Consider the following 15,311-nt stretch of genomic DNA (forward strand, 5'->3'; position numbering starts at 1 on the left):
CGGAAACGCGGGAAGGCCCCGCACCTTTCGGTGCGGGGCCTTCCCTTACTGCTCGGCAGCTCGTACGAGCTACCAGGTCAGTTCAAGATCAGGCAGTGATCTTGACGACCTGGCCGGCGCCGACGGTCCGGCCACCCTCACGGATGGCGAACTTCAGGCCCTCCTCCATGGCGATGGGCTGGATCAGCTCAACGCTCATGGCGGTGTTGTCGCCCGGCATGACCATCTCGGTGCCCTCGGGGAGGGTCACGACGCCGGTCACGTCCGTGGTACGGAAGTAGAACTGCGGGCGGTAGTTGTTGAAGAACGGGGTGTGACGGCCACCCTCGTCCTTCGACAGGATGTAGGCCTGGGCCTCGAAGTTCGTGTGCGGCGTGACCGAACCCGGCTTGATGATGACCTGGCCGCGCTCGACGTCCTCGCGCTTGATGCCACGGAGGAGCAGACCGACGTTCTCACCGGCCTGGCCCTCGTCGAGCAGCTTGCGGAACATCTCGATACCGGTGACCGTGGTGGTGGTCTTCTCGGTCTTGATGCCGATGATGTCGACGGTCTCGTTGACCTTGAGGATACCGCGCTCGATACGACCGGTGACGACGGTGCCACGACCGGTGATCGTGAAGACGTCCTCGATCGGCATCAGGAACGGCTTGTCGACGTCACGCTCGGGCTGCGGGATGGACTCGTCCACCGCGTGCATGAGGCCGAGGAGCTTCTCGCCCCACTCCTTGTCGCCCTCGAGGGCCTTGAGCGCCGAGACACGGACGACCGGAAGGTCGTCGCCCGGGAACTCGTACTCGGAGAGGAGCTCACGGACCTCGAGCTCGACGAGCTCCAGGATCTCCTCGTCGTCCACCATGTCGGCCTTGTTCAGGGCGACGACGATGTACGGAACGCCGACCTGGCGGGCCAGGAGCACGTGCTCCTTGGTCTGCGGCATCGGGCCGTCGGTGGCGGCGACCACGAGGATGGCGCCGTCCATCTGCGCCGCACCCGTGATCATGTTCTTGATGTAGTCAGCGTGACCCGGGCAGTCGACGTGCGCGTAGTGACGCGACTCCGTCTGGTACTCGACGTGCGCGATCGAGATGGTGATACCGCGCTGGCGCTCCTCGGGAGCCTTGTCGATCTGGTCGAAGGCCGAGGCCTCGTTCAGGTCCGGGTACGCGTCGTGCAGCACCTTGGTAATGGCGGCCGTGAGGGTCGTCTTACCGTGGTCGATGTGACCGATGGTGCCGATGTTGACGTGCGGCTTAGTCCGCTCGAACTTTGCCTTCGCCACTGAATCCTCCTGCGGAGTGGTTCTGTACGCCTTGCTCATCGGCGCCAGGTGATCTTTGCTGGGATGCCATCCGCCGGGACCCGGTTCCCTCGGGTTTCGGGGGCTGAGCCCCGGCGACTGGTGTCAAGCCTAAAGCGTGAACTCGGGAGAGTTACTCGCCCTTGGCCTTCGCGATGATCTCCTCGGCGACGTTCCGCGGAACCTCGGCGTAGGAGTCGAACTGCATCGAGTAGCTTGCGCGACCCGAGGTCTTGCTGCGGAGGTCGCCGACGTAGCCGAACATCTCCGAGAGGGGCACGAGGCCCTTCACGACGCGGGCGCCGCTGCGCTCCTCCATGGCCTGGATCTGGCCACGGCGGGAGTTGATGTCGCCGATGACCTCACCCATGTAGTCCTCGGGCGTGACGACCTCAACGGCCATCATCGGCTCGAGAATGACGGGGGAAGCCTTGCGCGCGGCCTCCTTGAAGGCCTGCGAACCGGCGATCTTGAACGCGAGCTCGGAGGAGTCGACCTCGTGGTAGGCACCGTCGAGAAGGATGACGCGGACGCCGGTCATCTCGTAGCCGGCCAGGATGCCGAACTGCATGGCCTCCTGCGCACCCGCGTCGACCGAAGGGATGTACTCCTTCGGGATGCGGCCACCGGTGACCTTGTTCACGAACTCGTAGGAGGCGTCGCCACCCTCGATGGGCTCGATCGCGATCTGCACCTTGGCGAACTGACCGGTACCACCGGTCTGCTTCTTGTGGGTGTAGTCCACGCGCTCGACGGCCTTGCGGATCGTCTCGCGGTACGCGACCTGCGGCTTGCCGACGTTCGCCTCGACCTTGAACTCGCGACGCATGCGGTCGACGAGGATGTCGAGGTGAAGCTCGCCCATACCACCGATGATGGTCTGGCCGGTCTCCTCGTCCGAGTGAACCTGGAAGGAGGGGTCCTCCTCCGCGAGACGCTGGATGGCGACACCCAGCTTCTCCTGGTCACCCTTGGACTTGGGCTCGATGGCGACCTGGATGACCGGCGCCGGGAAGTCCATGGACTCCAGGATGACCGGGTTCTTCTCGTCGCACAGCGTCTCACCGGTGGTGGTCTGCTTGAGGCCCATGACGGCGACGATGTCGCCGGCGCCCACCGAGTCGATCTCCTCACGCTTGTTCGCGTGCATGCGGTAGATCTTGCCGATGCGCTCCTTCTTGCCCTTGACGGAGTTCAGCACCGCGGTGCCGGCCTCCAGGCGACCGGAGTAGATCCGGACGAAGGTGAGCTTGCCGAGGTGCGGGTCGCTCGCGATCTTGAACGCGAGGGCCGACAGCGGCTCGTCGTCGGACGGCTTGCGCCGCACGATCTCCTCCGCGTCCTTGACGCTGTGGCCCTCGATGGCCTCGACGTCCAGGGGGGAGGGGAGGTAGCGCACGACCGCGTCGAGCAGGGGCTGGACGCCCTTGTTCTTGAACGCGGTGCCGCAGAAGACGGGGGTGACCGTCTTCTCGCCGTTGCCCTTGCCGGACGCGATGGTGATACGACGGACAGCCGCGTACAGCTGCTCCTCGGTGGGCTCGACGCCCTCGAGGAAGAGCTCCATGAGCTCCTCGTCGTTCTCCGCGACGGTCTCGACGAGCTTGGCGCGGTACTCCTCGGCCTGCTCGAGCTTGTCCGCCGGGATGTCGACGACGTCGTACATCTCGCCCTTGCTGGCCTCGGCGGACCAGACGAGCGCCTTCATGCGGACCAGGTCGATGACGCCCTGGAAGTCCATCTCGGCGCCGATCGGGAGCTGCATGACGATCGGGACGGCGCCGAGGCGGTCCACGATCATGTCGACGCAGCGGAGGAACTCGGCGCCCGTACGGTCGAGCTTGTTGACGAAGCAGATACGCGGGACGCCGTAGCGGTCCGCCTGTCGCCAGACAGTCTCGGACTGGGGCTCGACACCGGCCACACCGTCGAACACGGTGACAGCACCGTCGAGCACGCGCAGCGAACGCTCCACCTCGACGGTGAAGTCGACGTGACCCGGCGTGTCGATGATGTTGATCGTGTGATCGACGTTCTCGAGCGGCCAGTGGCAGGTCGTCGCGGCGGACGTGATCGTGATGCCGCGCTCCTGCTCCTGCTCCATCCAGTCCATCGTGGCAGCGCCGTCGTGGACTTCACCGATCTTGTACGAGACACCGGTGTAGAACAGGATCCGCTCGGTGGTGGTCGTCTTGCCCGCGTCGATGTGAGCCATGATGCCGATGTTGCGCACCTTGGCAAGGTCAAGCGAAGTGGTAGCCATATCGGCTCAGTCTTCTCTCGGTCTCGATGTGGGTTGCGACTACCAGCGGTAGTGCGCGAAGGCCTTGTTGGACTCGGCCATCTTGTGCGTGTCCTCGCGCTTCTTGACCGCAGCACCCAGACCGTTGGAGGCGTCAAGGAGCTCGTTCATGAGGCGCTCGGTCATGGTCTTCTCGCGACGGGCGCGGGAGTAACCGACGAGCCAGCGGAGGGCCAGCGTGGACGCGCGGCCCGGCTTGACCTCGATCGGCACCTGGTAGGTGGCGCCACCGACACGGCGGGACTTGACCTCGAGGGCCGGCTTGACGTTCTCGAGAGCGCGCTTCAGCGTGATGACCGGGTCCTGGCCGGTCTTCTCGCGAAGACCCTCCATGGCGCCGTACACGATGCGCTCGGCGGTGGAACGCTTGCCGTCCAGCAGGATCTTGTTGATCAGCGAGGTGACAAGAGGAGAGCTGTAGACCGGGTCGATGATGACCGGGCGCTTCGGGGCGGGGCCCTTACGAGGCATTCTTACTTCTCCTTCTTGGCGCCGTAGCGGCTGCGAGCCTGCTTACGGTTCTTGACGCCCTGCGTGTCGAGGGAACCGCGGATGATCTTGTAGCGAACACCCGGCAGGTCCTTCACACGGCCACCGCGCACGAGCACGATCGAGTGCTCCTGCAGGTTGTGACCCTCACCCGGGATGTAGGCCGTGACCTCGATGCCCGAGGTCAGACGCACACGCGCGACCTTACGGAGGGCCGAGTTCGGCTTCTTCGGGGTGGTCGTGAACACACGCGTGCAGACGCCGCGACGCTGAGGGGAACCCTCGAGTGCGGGCGTCTTGTTCTTCTCGACCTTGTCCTGCCGGCCCTTACGGACCAGCTGCTGGATCGTAGGCACTACTTCTCCGGTTTCTGTGTGCCGTCGGTAAAACTAACCTGAAACAGTCACCGACCCACGCGGTCGGGTGTGTCGAATCTCGCGGACCTCCGCACGAGGCGGAGAAGGCGCGGATCACGGTGGCCGCTATATGACTCGCCGTGCGGTTGAGGACACGCACACGAGCCCAGGCACACCCCAGGCACAAGGCATGAGCGTACCTATCGCATGGACTCCGGTCAAAACAAATGGCCACGCGCGCGGAGTCCGGCGGCCCCGAAGAGGGCCGCCGGTCGCAGCCCGTGTCGATCGGTCGCGATCAGTCGCGCGCGGTGCGCCTCGGTTCGGCCGACGCCTGGGTGTCGGCACTCCCCTCGTCGGGCTCCAGGAACTGGTTCACGACCTTGACGAAGACGCCCAGGCGCTCGTCGGGGACGCCGAGCCAGCGGGCGAAGTCCTCCATGGTCGGCTGCCAGTCGCTGGGCGGCAGCAGATCGGCGGCCAGCGGGAGTTCCTCGGGGGACACCCGGCCGGACCGGATCAGCATGTCGCGGACGGACACCCCGAGCAGGGGCGCGATCCGGCGCATGGTCTCCAGGTCCGGCATGCTCTGCCGCTGCAGCAGCCGCGTGACGGCCGCGCGGTGCACTCCGGCCTCGTCCGCGATGCGGGACTTCCCGCCACCACGGGGGCTGTCGATGTCGTATCCGCGCGCCCGCATCAGGCCTTCGACCCAGCCTGCGAACTCGTCGAGCCCTTGAGTGCTCATGTGTTTACCGCTCCTCGCTCCCCCACCCTCCGGGCTCCATACCTTAGCGTGCTTGCGCGCACGGAATTACGTGCTTTCGGGCACGCAATCGTGTCGAATCGGTGAAGGGCAGCTCACAGGCGTGACGATTTTTGTTGCGCGCTCGCACGCAACGTGTAAGTCTGGCTCGCCGCCGCACTCGTCGGCCCCCTGAGCCACAGGAGCCCCACCGGCCCCATGGAGCCCGGGCGGGCCCCGGACCGTGGAGAACTCCCTTGTTCCATCCCGACCCGTCCCCCTGGCAAGCCTCCGCCGCGTGCGCCGGCCTCGCCCCGTCCGTCGTCTTCGCCCGCCGCGCCAAGGAGGCCGCCCCGGCCCTGCGGGCCTGCGCCGACTGCCCCGTACGCCGCGAGTGCGAGGCCGCCGTGGCCCCGGCCGAGAGCTACTTCGACGGCGTCTGCGCCGGCCGCCTCTGGCGCAACGGACGCCCGGCGGACGCCCAGCGCGTCGCCAAGGCCGTCGCGCCGGTGGGGAGCGGTCGCCGTGGCTGACCACACCGAGAACACCGACGGCACCACCCGCGCCCCCCTCGCCGACCCGTCCGCTCCGGCCGCCGCCGGCCGGACCGTCGAGGTCGTCCTGCGGGACGTCACGCTCTGGACCGCCTCCCTCGTACGACAGTTCCCCGAGCTGTCCGAGGAGTTGGCGCCCGGCCGCCGCTCCCCCGCCGGCACCGCGCCCACCGCCCCGCACCCGGGCCGCGACGAGCTGATCCGCGAGGAGCGGCGCGAGGCCCTGCTGCTCGAACAGCGGCACGGCCTGTCCGTGCCGGGGCACGGCGCCGCCCCCATCAGGCTGCACATCTCCGACGCCATCCGGGACATCACCGACGGCGTCGTGGAGCTGGAGGAGGCGGTCTGCGCCCGCCTCCTGCTGCCCCGGCCGCGCCGGGCCGGGGTGATCGAACGGCTGCGCCGGATCGTCGGGCTGCTCGACGCCGTCGCCGGGCACCCGGACCTCGCCCGGCACGTGCGGGACGAGATCCGGCGGATGGCCCGCCGCTGCGCCCGCACGCTCGGCGACGCGGAGACGGTCGTGCGGGTGACGGGCCGCTGCCCCTGGTGCGACTCGGTGTCGCTGCGGGCGTTCCCGGACCGCCGGGCGGTGCTGTGCGTCAACCCGGCGTGCGTCTGCACCGACGCGGCGTGCGGCTGCCAGGACGACCCCGCGTACCGGCACCTGTGGGCGGAGGAGCAGTGGGAGGAGCTGTCGGAGGCCTCGGGGACGCACACCGAGGAGATCCGGGCGGCGATGGACGACACCAAGGAGACCTCGTGCTGAGCTCGCCCGCACTGCCCGCCCTGCCCGCGCTCATCCCCGGGCCGCTCGCCGCCGAGGAGGCGGGCGTCGCTCCCGCCACGATCCGCAAGTGGGTCCAGCTGGGTCACCTGCGGGCGGCGGGCCGGGCCGGCCGGGCCCAGCTCTTCCGCCTGGAGGACGTCTTCGCGGCCGAGCGGCTGGCCCGCCGCCGCCCCCGCACCGCCTGAGCCTCCTCCCCTGGGCCCCCTCCCCCCTGAAGCGCCCCGCGTCCTGTCCGGACGCGGGGCGCTTCGCCGTGTCCGGACGCGGACGCTTCGTCCCGTCCCGACCCGGGCGCTTCGTCGTGTCCTCGAAGACCCGTCTGTTCAGGAAGCCGCCAGGAAGGCGCGCAGGGAGCGGACGAGGTCGTCGGCGAACCGTTCCCGCACGGGCTCGGGGACCCGGTCCAGGGAGAGGTACGGGTTGAGGTCCTCCAGTTCGACGAGGAGCAGTCCGCCCTCGGGGACGCGGCAGGCGTCGACGCGCTGGACGCCGTGGTCGAGGGTGTTCCAGCCGACGAAGCGGCGGGCGAACGCGAGGTCCTCGGCGGTCGGTTCGTACGGTTCGAGAACCCAGCGGCGCTCGGGGTCGGGGGCGTACAGGGCGTACTGGAAGCGGTCGTCGACGAAGTAGAAGGACACCTCGTACCGGAAGTCGACGCGGGGCTGGACGAGCAGGTCGCCGTACGACAGGCCGGCGAGCTCCTCGGGTGCCAGGAAGCGCAGGCCCATGGAGTCGGCGCCCGCCTTGGGCTTGACCGCGTACCGCGCGGCCCGGGGCAGGAGGTGCAGGTCCTCGGCCCGGTCCACGGTGGGGATGACGGGGTACCCGGCGGCCGTCAGGTCCAGGAGGTACTGCTTGCCGGCCATGTCGCCGCGGCCGTGCAGCGGGTTGTAGACGCGGGTGCCGAGGGCGGTCGCCCGCTCGCGGAAGGCCTCGTACTCCTTCGGGTAGCCCAGGACCGGGCCGCTGTTGCGGACGACGACGGCGTCGAAGCCCTCCATGAGCGCGGCCGTGTCGAGCGGGTGGCACAGCGCCAGGTCGAAGTCCGCGCGCAGCCGCGCGGTCAGGTGGATGTCCTCGTCGCAGTAGCGCCGCCCCCGGGCCGGGTAGGCCAGGTCGGTCACGTACAGCAGGCGGGCGCGGTCGGCGGCCACGGGCGACTCCCTCGGTTCGGTGAGGGCCAACCTACCGAGCAGGCGTTTTCCCTTGTCGGGGCGGCGTTCCCGCGGTGTCGGCGCGGAGGGCCCGACGGTCCCGGCGCAGGGGATCCCGGCGGTCCCGGCTCATGAACTCCGGAACTAGTTGCGTGCGCGCACGCTCTCTGTCACAGTTGGTGCAGCGGCGGAGCTGCGCCCGCAGGACGGGCAGCGGCCTCCGCCGTTCGCCGTCCGGGAGCGCTGCCGCGCCCCGCCCCCTCCCGCCGGAGCGCCCCGGACGGCACCCCGCCCCGCACCCGTCCCCCTCCCGAGGAGAACCGTCATGACCACTCCCCCGAGTGCTTTCCCGGACGTCGAGAAGCTGGTCGTCGACGTCCTCAAGGCCGACCCCGCCCTCGCCGGCGCCACCATCGCGGTCAACGCGCCGGCCGGCTTCGACGGCACCCAGAGCGCCGTCCTGGTCAACCGCCGCGGCGGCGCCTGGATCGGCGACCAGCACGTCGACATGCCGCTGATCGAGTTCGAGGTCTACGGGCCGAGCAAGACCGCCGCCCACGTCCTCGCCAACGGCGCCCGGCGGGCGCTGCTCGCCACCATCGGCAAGCAGCTCGGTGCCAACAACCGGGTGCACGACGTCGAGGAGCAGGACGGACCGCGCTGGCTGCCCGACTACCTCTACCGGGGCGCGAACCGCTACCTCTGCGTCATCCGCCTCTCCCTCAGCGTCTTCTGAGCCGCCGCCCCCACCGAAGCGCCGCTCGGCCCCTGAGCCCCCCGCCCCACCGCACCTCCCGAGCCGCTCGCCCCCTGAGCGCCGCTCGCCCCTGAGCGTCCCCCGAGCCCGTACGGCTCCCTGACGGGCGCTCACCCACAGACCAGGCCTCGCCGTCCGGCGGGGCCTTTGCCGTACCCGGACCCGCCGTCCGGGGCGGTGCGACCCATCCCAACCCAAGGAGAAACCCCACCATGGCTGGAAACAACTCTGCCGAAATCCGCGTCGCAGGCACCGGCAAGCTCTACGTCGCCGACGCCGGCACCGCCGCGCCGACCACCTTCGGCACGGACTCCGCCACCGACTGGTCCGGCGCGGGCTGGAAGGACCTCGGCTTCACCTCCGGCGACGGCGTCACCTTCTCCAAGAAGGACAAGCTGGAGGCCATCGACTCGTGGCAGTCGGTCTCCCCGATCCACTACATCTACTCGAGCCGTGACCTCTCGCTGAAGTTCTCGCTGCTCCAGTTCAACGAGGACACGCTGCCCTTCTTCATGGGCGGCGACGCCGTCAAGGCGGAGCCGACGCCGGCCGTCGACACCTACCGCTACGAGATCGCCGAGCGCCCGTTCGCCGACGTGCGTGCCCTCGGCCTGGAGTTCACCGACGTCAAGGCCGGTGGCACCACCGCGGTGCGCTACCGCTTCATCATCCCGCGCGGTCAGGTCACCGCCACCGACGACATCAAGCTGGCCCGCAAGGCCGCGTCCCAGCTGGGCATCACCTTCAGCGCCATGTCGAAGGGCGACGGCAAGCCGCTGGCGACCTTCCTCATGAAGGACAGCCAGTACGGCGCCGCGGTCTGATCCCTCTCCACCCCGGGGCGGGACGGCGGCCGCCGTCCCGCCCCACCCCCCTCCTCTTCACGCATCCGAACAAGGAGTACGCATCACCATGGCCCGTTTCGACGTCAACGCCGCCCGCGCCCAGCGACAGGAGGCCCACGGCCGCAAGTGGTCCTTCGAGCTGGACGGCGAGACCTACACCCTTCCGACCGAGCTCAGCCGCGCCACCGCCAAGGCGCTGCGCAAGCTCGACGACAACGACGTGGACGGCCTGCTCGCACTCCTGATGGGTGAGGAGCAGTTCACCCGCTTCGAACAGCACGACATCACCATGCAGGACATCGCCGCCATCCTGGAGGCCTACGGCAAGGAGACCGGGCTCGGCCTGGGGGAAGACTGAGCCTCGTCGAGTTCGTCGACGAACACGCCGAGGCCATTGAGGCGGACTTCATCCGCCATTACGGGGTCGACATCCTCGACTGGCACCGTGGAGAGCTCTCCAGCCGTCGGCTCATGGTGCTGATCAAGCACCTGCCGCGGGACAGCGCCGTACAGCGCGAGCTGCACGGCGAGGCCGCCGAGTGGTCGGTCACCGACCACCTGCTGGCGGCCACGGTGGACCATCTGGCCGTGTCGAACTGGATGTTCGCCTGTGTCAACAACGGCGAGGACTCCGATCCGCCGGAGGCCCCGACCCCCGTCCCCCGTCCGGGCGACTCCGCCAAGGACGAGGACGGAGAGCAGGCGGACCAGGACGGGCAGGGCCCGTCCGCCGAGAACGGCGAGACCGTCTCCCCCCAGGCGATCGCACGCTTCTTCGGTTGATCCCCCGCGGCCCCCGGAGCCCCTTCCCGTCAGGGAGTGGGCTCCGGGGGCGCTTCTTCCTTTGCCCGTTCGGAGGTCATGTCCTTCTCCAGGGCCCTGGCCCGGTCGGACAGCCTCCGCCCCCTGCTCGCGCGCGCGTCCGGCTCGCCCGGGTCGGCGTCGCGGCGGTCGGCGGACGGTCCGGTCTGGACGGGCACCCCGGCCAGCGGCGGGACGATCGGCCGGCCGCCCTTGCCGCGCACGACCTTCCGCACCGGCTGGGCGTTCCTGCGGGTCCGGCTCTCCTGGGCGGTCACGAGGACGTCGGGCTCCGGGTCGGGCTCGGGCTCCTTCTGGTGCTCGGGCTCCGGCTCGCCTCCGGTCCGCTGTCCCGCGTCGGTTCGCCGGCCGGCGGCCGGGCGCTCTTCGGGTTCGGCCCGCGGTCCCGCTTCGGAGCGCTGTTCGAACAGCTCGCGTTCCCTGCGTACGCGCTCCTCGGCCTCGACGACGGCCGCGGGCGGTTCGAGGAGCCGGGCGAAGGGCAGCGCGATGACCCGGGCGCCGCCCTCCTGGCCCGCGTCCGTACGGCGCTGGGGGCGGCGGATTCCACGCGCGTCACCCTGGCCCTGCGCGTAGGCGTCGGCGACGCGCTTCTCGTACTCCCTGCGGATGCGGGGCAGTTCGTCCGAGACGGCCTCGGCCCAGCCGGACGTGAAGGCGGTCGTCTCGCGGCGGTCGACCTCGGTCCGGGGGATCACGACGAGTTCGTCGGGGGCGTACCCGGCGACGTGGACGAGCTCCGAGAGGTAGGCGAAGAGGTGAGGCAGATCGGGGTGGGTGGCGAGCCAGTCGACGACCCGCTCCCGGCGACCAGCGCCCGGCTCCGTATCCATGCGTCAGTGCTGCCTTCCAGCCCCCTGGGGTCCCCGCGCGCCCCTCGCGCCCCTCGTCCCCCAAGGTGGTCCGGTCCGGGGAACGCGCCTTCCAGGTTACCCGGTCGAACTCATGACCGTTTCAGCCGCCAACACGTTCGGAAAACGCGCAAGAAGACACATCGTCAGGCGTTTCCCGCTCGACAAACATCGAACAGATGTTCCACACTCTGTTCGAACAGAAGTTCGAACACGTGGTGCCCCCGCTCCTCACTCCGCGGCGCCGCCACACACGCACGGGCAAGCAACCGGAAGGCAGGCGTCCATGACTCAGCAGGCCGAGGCATCGCGACCGCACATCCCACTCCAGGACCGCCTCCGCCAGCTCCTCGACGGACCCGTCGCCCTCGACAAGAGAGCGTTGCTCGGCACGCTGTACGCCGAGGTCTCCCGCTACGAGACCCTCGCGTACGCCGCCGGCTGGAACGACGCCCTCGCGACGACGCGCCGCGGCCCCCGCCGGGACGAGGACGCCTGACGCCCGGCTGCCCCCGCACGAACGAGCCCTTGCCGCCACCGGCAGGGGCTTTTCGGCGCTTGGCCCTCACGGGCCGGAAGCGGAGCAACCCATGGCAGAAACAATCCCGGAGCTCTCCAAAGAGATCGCCGAACTCAGAACAGCACTCGTCGACGGCAAGATACCGATCAAGGTGCAGCCTCAGGGGGACTACGAGGCGAAGGAGGAGAAGAAGCGCAACCCGGACAAGGTGGACTCCACGATCTCGGCGCTCAAGCAGAGCCTGATCGAGGGCAATCCAAAGCTCGTCACGGACAACATGCTGCCGTACCAGTTCGTGAGCCGCTTCGAGGAGATGCACAAGGAGCTCAAGAAGGAGCTGTCGACCGAGCTCTGGGAGGCCGCCGGCTTCGACACGATCGGCGCCGCCGTGGAGAAGTCCGCCGAGCAGAGTGAGGAAGCCGGGAAGTACTGGGTGGCGGCCTTCGCCAGTCTCGTCATCCCCGCGATCCTCGCGGGGATCGGCCTCGTCCTGCTGGCCAAGTTCACCGTTGTCCAGCGGGCCATCCAGGGAGTCGCCCTCAACATCGCCTCCTGGGCCAGCCGCGGCCACATCCCCCGCGACCTCATCCTGGCCAAGAACGACAACGGCGACGGCTGGGCGTTCCAGAACAAGCAGCACGTCAAGGACCGCGAGGCGGCGGCCGGGGCCGGCATCCCCCTGGCCGAGCTCCCGAACGAGCAGAAGATCCGGGACCTCAAGCAGGCCATCGGCAACATCAACACCAAGATCAAGAACTTCAACACCGAGGTCCGCAAGCTTCCGAGCGCCGGCTCCCTCGAGAAGACCGCGAAGGCCGTCGCCAAGGTCAACGACGCCATCACCGCCGCCGTCCCCACCAAGATGGGCGCGGTCGCGAGCAAGCTCGTGGCGCTCGCCGAGGCCGTGGAGAAGTACAAGGAGCACGACCCGGACTCCAAGAAGCTCGGCCAGATCAACAAGGTCGTCGGGAAGTCCAACCCCACCAAGATCGAGGCACTCGCCAAGGCGACCGGCAAGCTCGCGAGCGCGCAGAGGCACTTCGATCCGGACAAGCTGCCCAACGCCGGAAACCTGAGGACGGCCGCCCGCGCCGCCAACGACCTCGCGGAAGCGGGCGGCAACGTGACCACGGCCTTCAACAACTTCAGGCTCGCGGTCCAGCGCGCCGACGACACCCTCTGACACAGCCCCGAAAGGAGGTAACCCATGTCTCTCGTAAGAAACCTCAAGAACGCGTCCACCGCCCTCGGCAACCTCAAGACCCAGGCGTCCGGCGCCGGCACCTCGGTCAAGAAGGTCGGCGACGCCGGCAAGGCGGCCAACGGCCAGCTCAAGAACCTGAAGACCGCCGCCCAGGGCTCCGGTACGCAGCTCAAGAACCTGAAGACGGCCTCGGAGCAGGCCGACCGGGCCATGAAGAAGGCCGGTGACACCGCTCAGTCGGCCGGCGGCAAGCTCGGCAAGTACGAGTCCGGCGCCGGCAAGGCCGCCAAGGGCCAGGACAAGCTCAACAAGTCCATGAAGGGCAACTTCCTGGTCCGGCTGCTCGAACTCTTCATGCCGCTCATCGAGACGATCGTCGAGATGGCGATGCGCTCGAAGACGATGCAGACGGTCATGAAGAAGGCGTTCAGCGCCATCAAGACCGTGATCAGCTCGGTCATGAAGGCCATCGGCCCGATCATGAAGAAGGCCGGCGACCTGATCAAGACGGTCTGGAACGGCATCAAGAAGGCCATCTCCACCGTCGTGAAGGCCGTCGCCACGGTCATCAAGACGTACGTGAAGATCTGGAAGACCGTCATCACCACGGTGATGAACGCGATCAAGAAGGTCATCAGCACCGTCTGGAACGGCATCAAGGCCGTCATCACCCCCGTGGTGAACTGGATCAAGTCCGCGATCCCGAACGCGTTCAGCGCGGTCAAGGACAAGATGTCGTCGATCTGGAACGGCCTCAAGGACATCGCGTCCCGGGCGTTCGACGGCATCAAGAGCGGTGTGAAGGGCCCGATCAACGCCGTCATCGGCCTCATCAACTCGATGATCGGCAGCCTCAACCGCGTCAAGGTCAGCGTCCCCGGCTGGGTCCCGGTCGTCGGCGGCAAGACCTTCGGCGTCAACCTGCCGACCATCCCCATGCTCGCCACCGGTGGTGTCGTCATGCCCCGCCACGGCGGTGTCCCGGCGATCCTCGCCGAGGCCGGCGAGGCCGAGGCCGTCCTGCCGCTGTCCAAGCTGGACCGGCTGCTCGCCCTCACCGCCCGCCGGGCCCGCACGGGCCAGGCCGGCGTCCAGGGCGGGACCGCCGGGCCCGGCCTGCACATCGAGCACTACCACGCGGCCCGCAACAGTGACCCGCACGCGACCGCCGACGCGCTCATGTACCTCGTGAAGGCGCGAGGAGCACGCGCATGAGTGCCGCGCTCGTCGCCATGCCCAGGTTCCGCGTGGCCACCGCGCCGATGAACACCCTGCGGCAGGGCCTCGGCGGAGCGAGCGGCGCACTGAAGAACCTGCGACAGGACGTCCAGCGGGCGGCGAGCGGCATCGGCACCCTCGCCGCCACGGCCAAGAACTCCGGAACCACCCTCCGCACCCTCGGCCAGAACGCCTCCGGCGCCGCCACCGCCGTCACGCGGATCAAGCAGTCCACCGCGCCTCCCCGCGTCAAGCGGCTCGGCACCGCCGCCGGCAAGGCCCGCACCGCCGCCGGGAAGATCGGCACCGGCGCCGGCATGATCCTCGGCATCCTGCTGCCGCTGCTGCCCGTCACGGACGTCATCTCCGGCCTGATGGGCACCTTCGGCATCGTCATGACCATCGCCTCGGTCGCCATGACAGGCGTCAACGTCGCCATGCGGGCCAACCCGCTCGGCTTCCTCGTCGGCCTGATCGTGCCCGTCGCGGCGTACCTGATCGAACTGGCCGTCAACTCCGAGACCGGTCAGCGGATCATCAGGCAGGTGCTCCAGCAGGCCCTGAAGGGCTTCCAGGCGGTCTGGAAGTTCATCCAGCCGTTCATGAAGACCCTCGGGGAGGCCGTGGGCACGTACGTCAAGGCGTACCTGACCGTCTTCAAGACCGGGCTCAAGATCGTCGGATCGGTGATCGGCGGGATCTCCAAGATCGGCTCCGCCGTCTCCTCGGCCTCGAACGCGCTGCGCGGCATCGCGTCCCGCACCATCGGCGGGATCAAGAGCGCCGTCCAGCCGGTGACCCAGTGGATCACCGACAAGATCCCCGGCTTCTTCCGCACCGCCAAGGACGCGGTGGGCAACGCCCTGCGGGGCATCGGCGACCTGGTGAAGGGCGGTCTGAGCGCGGTCATCGGCGTCGTGAAGGGGCCGGTCAACGGCCTGATCGCCTTCGTCAACTGGATCATCGACGGACTCAACAAGCTCAGCTTCGAGATCCCGCTCACCGGCAAGAAGTTCGGCGTCGAACTCGACAAGATCCCGATGCTCGCCGAGGGCGGCATCGTCTCGCCCGGAGGCGCGGACGACTACCGCATCGACTCGCTCTCCCAGCTGGAGAACCGTCGCGTCCCCGCGCTCACCGAGCCGCTGCCGCAACCGCACCGCATCCGGGACTTCCACGAGGAGCCCGGCGCCGGTCCGCGGTCGACCGCCGAGGACCTGCTGTTCCTCGCGACCGCCCACCGCTGACACCGGCGCTCCGACCGCGCCCGTCCGCCCACCGCTGACGCCCGCGCTTCGACCGCGCCCGTCCGCCCACCGCTGACACCGGCGCTCCGACCGCGCCCGTCCGCCCACCGCTGACGCCGGCGCTTCGACCGCGCCCGTCCGCCCACCGCTGACGCCC

The 15,311-nt window shown here is 69.1% G+C and carries 18 protein-coding genes; 11 read left to right on the forward strand and 7 right to left on the reverse strand.

Features of this window, described 5'->3' with window-relative positions:
• Nucleotides 1-88 precede the first annotated feature (88 nt).
• From tuf to AC067A_RS06110, 5 genes are all read right to left on the reverse strand, one after another.
• Nucleotides 89-1,282 carry an elongation factor Tu gene (gene tuf / locus AC067A_RS06090; RefSeq protein ID WP_026058274.1) on the reverse strand — a complete coding sequence of 398 codons (1,194 nt, stop codon included), beginning with the start codon at nucleotides 1,280-1,282 and terminating at the stop codon, nucleotides 89-91.
• Between the two features lie 151 nt (nucleotides 1,283-1,433).
• A complete protein-coding gene (fusA, locus tag AC067A_RS06095; RefSeq protein WP_478615146.1) occupies nucleotides 1,434-3,563 on the reverse strand; it encodes an elongation factor G in 2,130 nt (709 codons plus the stop codon).
• 39 nt (nucleotides 3,564-3,602) lie between these two features.
• Nucleotides 3,603-4,073 carry a 30S ribosomal protein S7 gene (rpsG, locus tag AC067A_RS06100; RefSeq protein ID WP_015035567.1) on the reverse strand — a complete coding sequence of 157 codons (471 nt, stop codon included), beginning with the start codon at nucleotides 4,071-4,073 and terminating at the stop codon, nucleotides 3,603-3,605.
• A gap of 2 nt (nucleotides 4,074-4,075) precedes the next feature.
• Nucleotides 4,076-4,447, reverse strand: a complete 372-nt coding sequence (rpsL, locus tag AC067A_RS06105) for a 30S ribosomal protein S12 (protein WP_003948652.1) — start codon at nucleotides 4,445-4,447, stop codon at nucleotides 4,076-4,078.
• 298 nt (nucleotides 4,448-4,745) lie between these two features.
• Entirely contained in the window at nucleotides 4,746-5,195 is a 450-nt protein-coding gene (locus AC067A_RS06110) for a helix-turn-helix domain-containing protein (protein WP_478615149.1), read from the reverse strand.
• Between the two features lie 254 nt (nucleotides 5,196-5,449).
• Here AC067A_RS06110 and AC067A_RS06115 point away from each other — a divergent pair, with 254 nt between their 5' ends.
• From AC067A_RS06115 to AC067A_RS06125, 3 genes are read left to right on the forward strand one after another with little or no spacing between them, the layout of a single operon-like run.
• Entirely contained in the window at nucleotides 5,450-5,725 is a 276-nt protein-coding gene (locus tag AC067A_RS06115; protein ID WP_478615151.1) for a WhiB family transcriptional regulator, read from the forward strand.
• Nucleotides 5,718-6,515 (forward strand): hypothetical protein, encoded by a 798-nt coding sequence (locus AC067A_RS06120; protein WP_478615153.1) that lies wholly within the window; start codon nucleotides 5,718-5,720, stop codon nucleotides 6,513-6,515. Before AC067A_RS06115 ends, AC067A_RS06120 begins: the two co-directional genes overlap by 8 nt.
• Nucleotides 6,509-6,721 (forward strand): MerR family transcriptional regulator, encoded by a 213-nt coding sequence (locus tag AC067A_RS06125; RefSeq protein WP_033201988.1) that lies wholly within the window; start codon nucleotides 6,509-6,511, stop codon nucleotides 6,719-6,721. Before AC067A_RS06120 ends, AC067A_RS06125 begins: the two co-directional genes overlap by 7 nt.
• A 138-nt stretch (nucleotides 6,722-6,859) precedes the next feature.
• On the opposite strand, the gene AC067A_RS06130 is transcribed toward AC067A_RS06125, so the two are convergent.
• The gene (locus tag AC067A_RS06130) at nucleotides 6,860-7,690 is read right to left on the reverse strand and encodes an ATP-grasp domain-containing protein (RefSeq protein ID WP_478615157.1); all 831 of its coding nucleotides are present in this window, start codon (nucleotides 7,688-7,690) and stop codon (nucleotides 6,860-6,862) included.
• A 325-nt stretch (nucleotides 7,691-8,015) separates the two neighbouring features.
• On the opposite strand from AC067A_RS06130, the gene AC067A_RS06135 reads away from it, so the two are divergent.
• The 4 genes from AC067A_RS06135 to AC067A_RS06150 all read left to right on the forward strand — a co-directional run bounded on the left by AC067A_RS06135 (nucleotide 8,016) and on the right by AC067A_RS06150 (nucleotide 10,075).
• Nucleotides 8,016-8,426, forward strand: a complete 411-nt coding sequence (locus tag AC067A_RS06135) for a hypothetical protein (RefSeq protein WP_478615159.1) — start codon at nucleotides 8,016-8,018, stop codon at nucleotides 8,424-8,426.
• A 233-nt stretch (nucleotides 8,427-8,659) separates the two neighbouring features.
• Nucleotides 8,660-9,271: a phage tail tube protein gene (locus tag AC067A_RS06140; protein ID WP_478615162.1), complete on the forward strand. Its 612-nt coding sequence runs from the start codon at nucleotides 8,660-8,662 to the stop codon at nucleotides 9,269-9,271.
• A gap of 88 nt (nucleotides 9,272-9,359) precedes the next feature.
• Nucleotides 9,360-9,650, forward strand: a complete 291-nt coding sequence (locus AC067A_RS06145; protein WP_478615165.1) for a hypothetical protein — start codon at nucleotides 9,360-9,362, stop codon at nucleotides 9,648-9,650.
• A 113-nt stretch (nucleotides 9,651-9,763) separates the two neighbouring features.
• Nucleotides 9,764-10,075, forward strand: coding sequence for a hypothetical protein (locus AC067A_RS06150; protein WP_478615168.1), 312 nt, complete (start codon nucleotides 9,764-9,766; stop codon nucleotides 10,073-10,075).
• Between the two features lie 29 nt (nucleotides 10,076-10,104).
• Here AC067A_RS06150 and AC067A_RS06155 read toward each other — a convergent pair whose 3' ends face one another.
• The gene (locus tag AC067A_RS06155; protein WP_478615171.1) at nucleotides 10,105-10,947 is read right to left on the reverse strand and encodes a hypothetical protein; all 843 of its coding nucleotides are present in this window, start codon (nucleotides 10,945-10,947) and stop codon (nucleotides 10,105-10,107) included.
• Nucleotides 10,948-11,251: 304 nt separating this feature from the next.
• On the opposite strand from AC067A_RS06155, the gene AC067A_RS06160 reads away from it, so the two are divergent.
• The 4 genes from AC067A_RS06160 to AC067A_RS06175 all read left to right on the forward strand — a co-directional run bounded on the left by AC067A_RS06160 (nucleotide 11,252) and on the right by AC067A_RS06175 (nucleotide 15,154).
• Nucleotides 11,252-11,464 carry a hypothetical protein gene (locus AC067A_RS06160; protein WP_478615174.1) on the forward strand — a complete coding sequence of 71 codons (213 nt, stop codon included), beginning with the start codon at nucleotides 11,252-11,254 and terminating at the stop codon, nucleotides 11,462-11,464.
• 91 nt (nucleotides 11,465-11,555) lie between these two features.
• The gene (locus tag AC067A_RS06165; protein WP_478615177.1) at nucleotides 11,556-12,668 is read left to right on the forward strand and encodes a hypothetical protein; all 1,113 of its coding nucleotides are present in this window, start codon (nucleotides 11,556-11,558) and stop codon (nucleotides 12,666-12,668) included.
• A gap of 24 nt (nucleotides 12,669-12,692) precedes the next feature.
• Nucleotides 12,693-13,904, forward strand: coding sequence for a phage tail protein (locus tag AC067A_RS06170; protein ID WP_478615180.1), 1,212 nt, complete (start codon nucleotides 12,693-12,695; stop codon nucleotides 13,902-13,904).
• Entirely contained in the window at nucleotides 13,901-15,154 is a 1,254-nt protein-coding gene (locus AC067A_RS06175; protein WP_478615183.1) for a phage tail family protein, read from the forward strand. Before AC067A_RS06170 ends, AC067A_RS06175 begins: the two co-directional genes overlap by 4 nt.
• Nucleotides 15,155-15,311: the final 157 nt, after the last annotated feature.

It is taken from the genome of Streptomyces sp. NPDC043176, from assembly GCF_056436715.1.

What these genes read in the sequence shown, in the direction of transcription:
- fusA (WP_478615146.1), bottom strand. Translation starts at nt 3,563, where the DNA reads ATGGCTACCACTTCGCTTGACCTTGCCAAGGTGCGCAACATCGGCATC.
- rpsG (WP_015035567.1), bottom strand. Translation starts at nt 4,073, where the DNA reads ATGCCTCGTAAGGGCCCCGCCCCGAAGCGCCCGGTCATCATCGACCCG.
- AC067A_RS06110 (WP_478615149.1), bottom strand. Translation starts at nt 5,195, where the DNA reads ATGAGCACTCAAGGGCTCGACGAGTTCGCAGGCTGGGTCGAAGGCCTG.
- AC067A_RS06135 (WP_478615159.1), top strand. Translation starts at nt 8,016, where the DNA reads ATGACCACTCCCCCGAGTGCTTTCCCGGACGTCGAGAAGCTGGTCGTC.
- AC067A_RS06140 (WP_478615162.1), top strand. Translation starts at nt 8,660, where the DNA reads ATGGCTGGAAACAACTCTGCCGAAATCCGCGTCGCAGGCACCGGCAAG.
- AC067A_RS06145 (WP_478615165.1), top strand. Translation starts at nt 9,360, where the DNA reads ATGGCCCGTTTCGACGTCAACGCCGCCCGCGCCCAGCGACAGGAGGCC.
- AC067A_RS06150 (WP_478615168.1), top strand. Translation starts at nt 9,764, where the DNA reads ATGGTGCTGATCAAGCACCTGCCGCGGGACAGCGCCGTACAGCGCGAG.
- AC067A_RS06155 (WP_478615171.1), bottom strand. Translation starts at nt 10,947, where the DNA reads ATGGATACGGAGCCGGGCGCTGGTCGCCGGGAGCGGGTCGTCGACTGG.
- AC067A_RS06160 (WP_478615174.1), top strand. Translation starts at nt 11,252, where the DNA reads ATGACTCAGCAGGCCGAGGCATCGCGACCGCACATCCCACTCCAGGAC.
- AC067A_RS06165 (WP_478615177.1), top strand. Translation starts at nt 11,556, where the DNA reads ATGGCAGAAACAATCCCGGAGCTCTCCAAAGAGATCGCCGAACTCAGA.
- AC067A_RS06170 (WP_478615180.1), top strand. Translation starts at nt 12,693, where the DNA reads ATGTCTCTCGTAAGAAACCTCAAGAACGCGTCCACCGCCCTCGGCAAC.
- AC067A_RS06175 (WP_478615183.1), top strand. Translation starts at nt 13,901, where the DNA reads ATGAGTGCCGCGCTCGTCGCCATGCCCAGGTTCCGCGTGGCCACCGCG.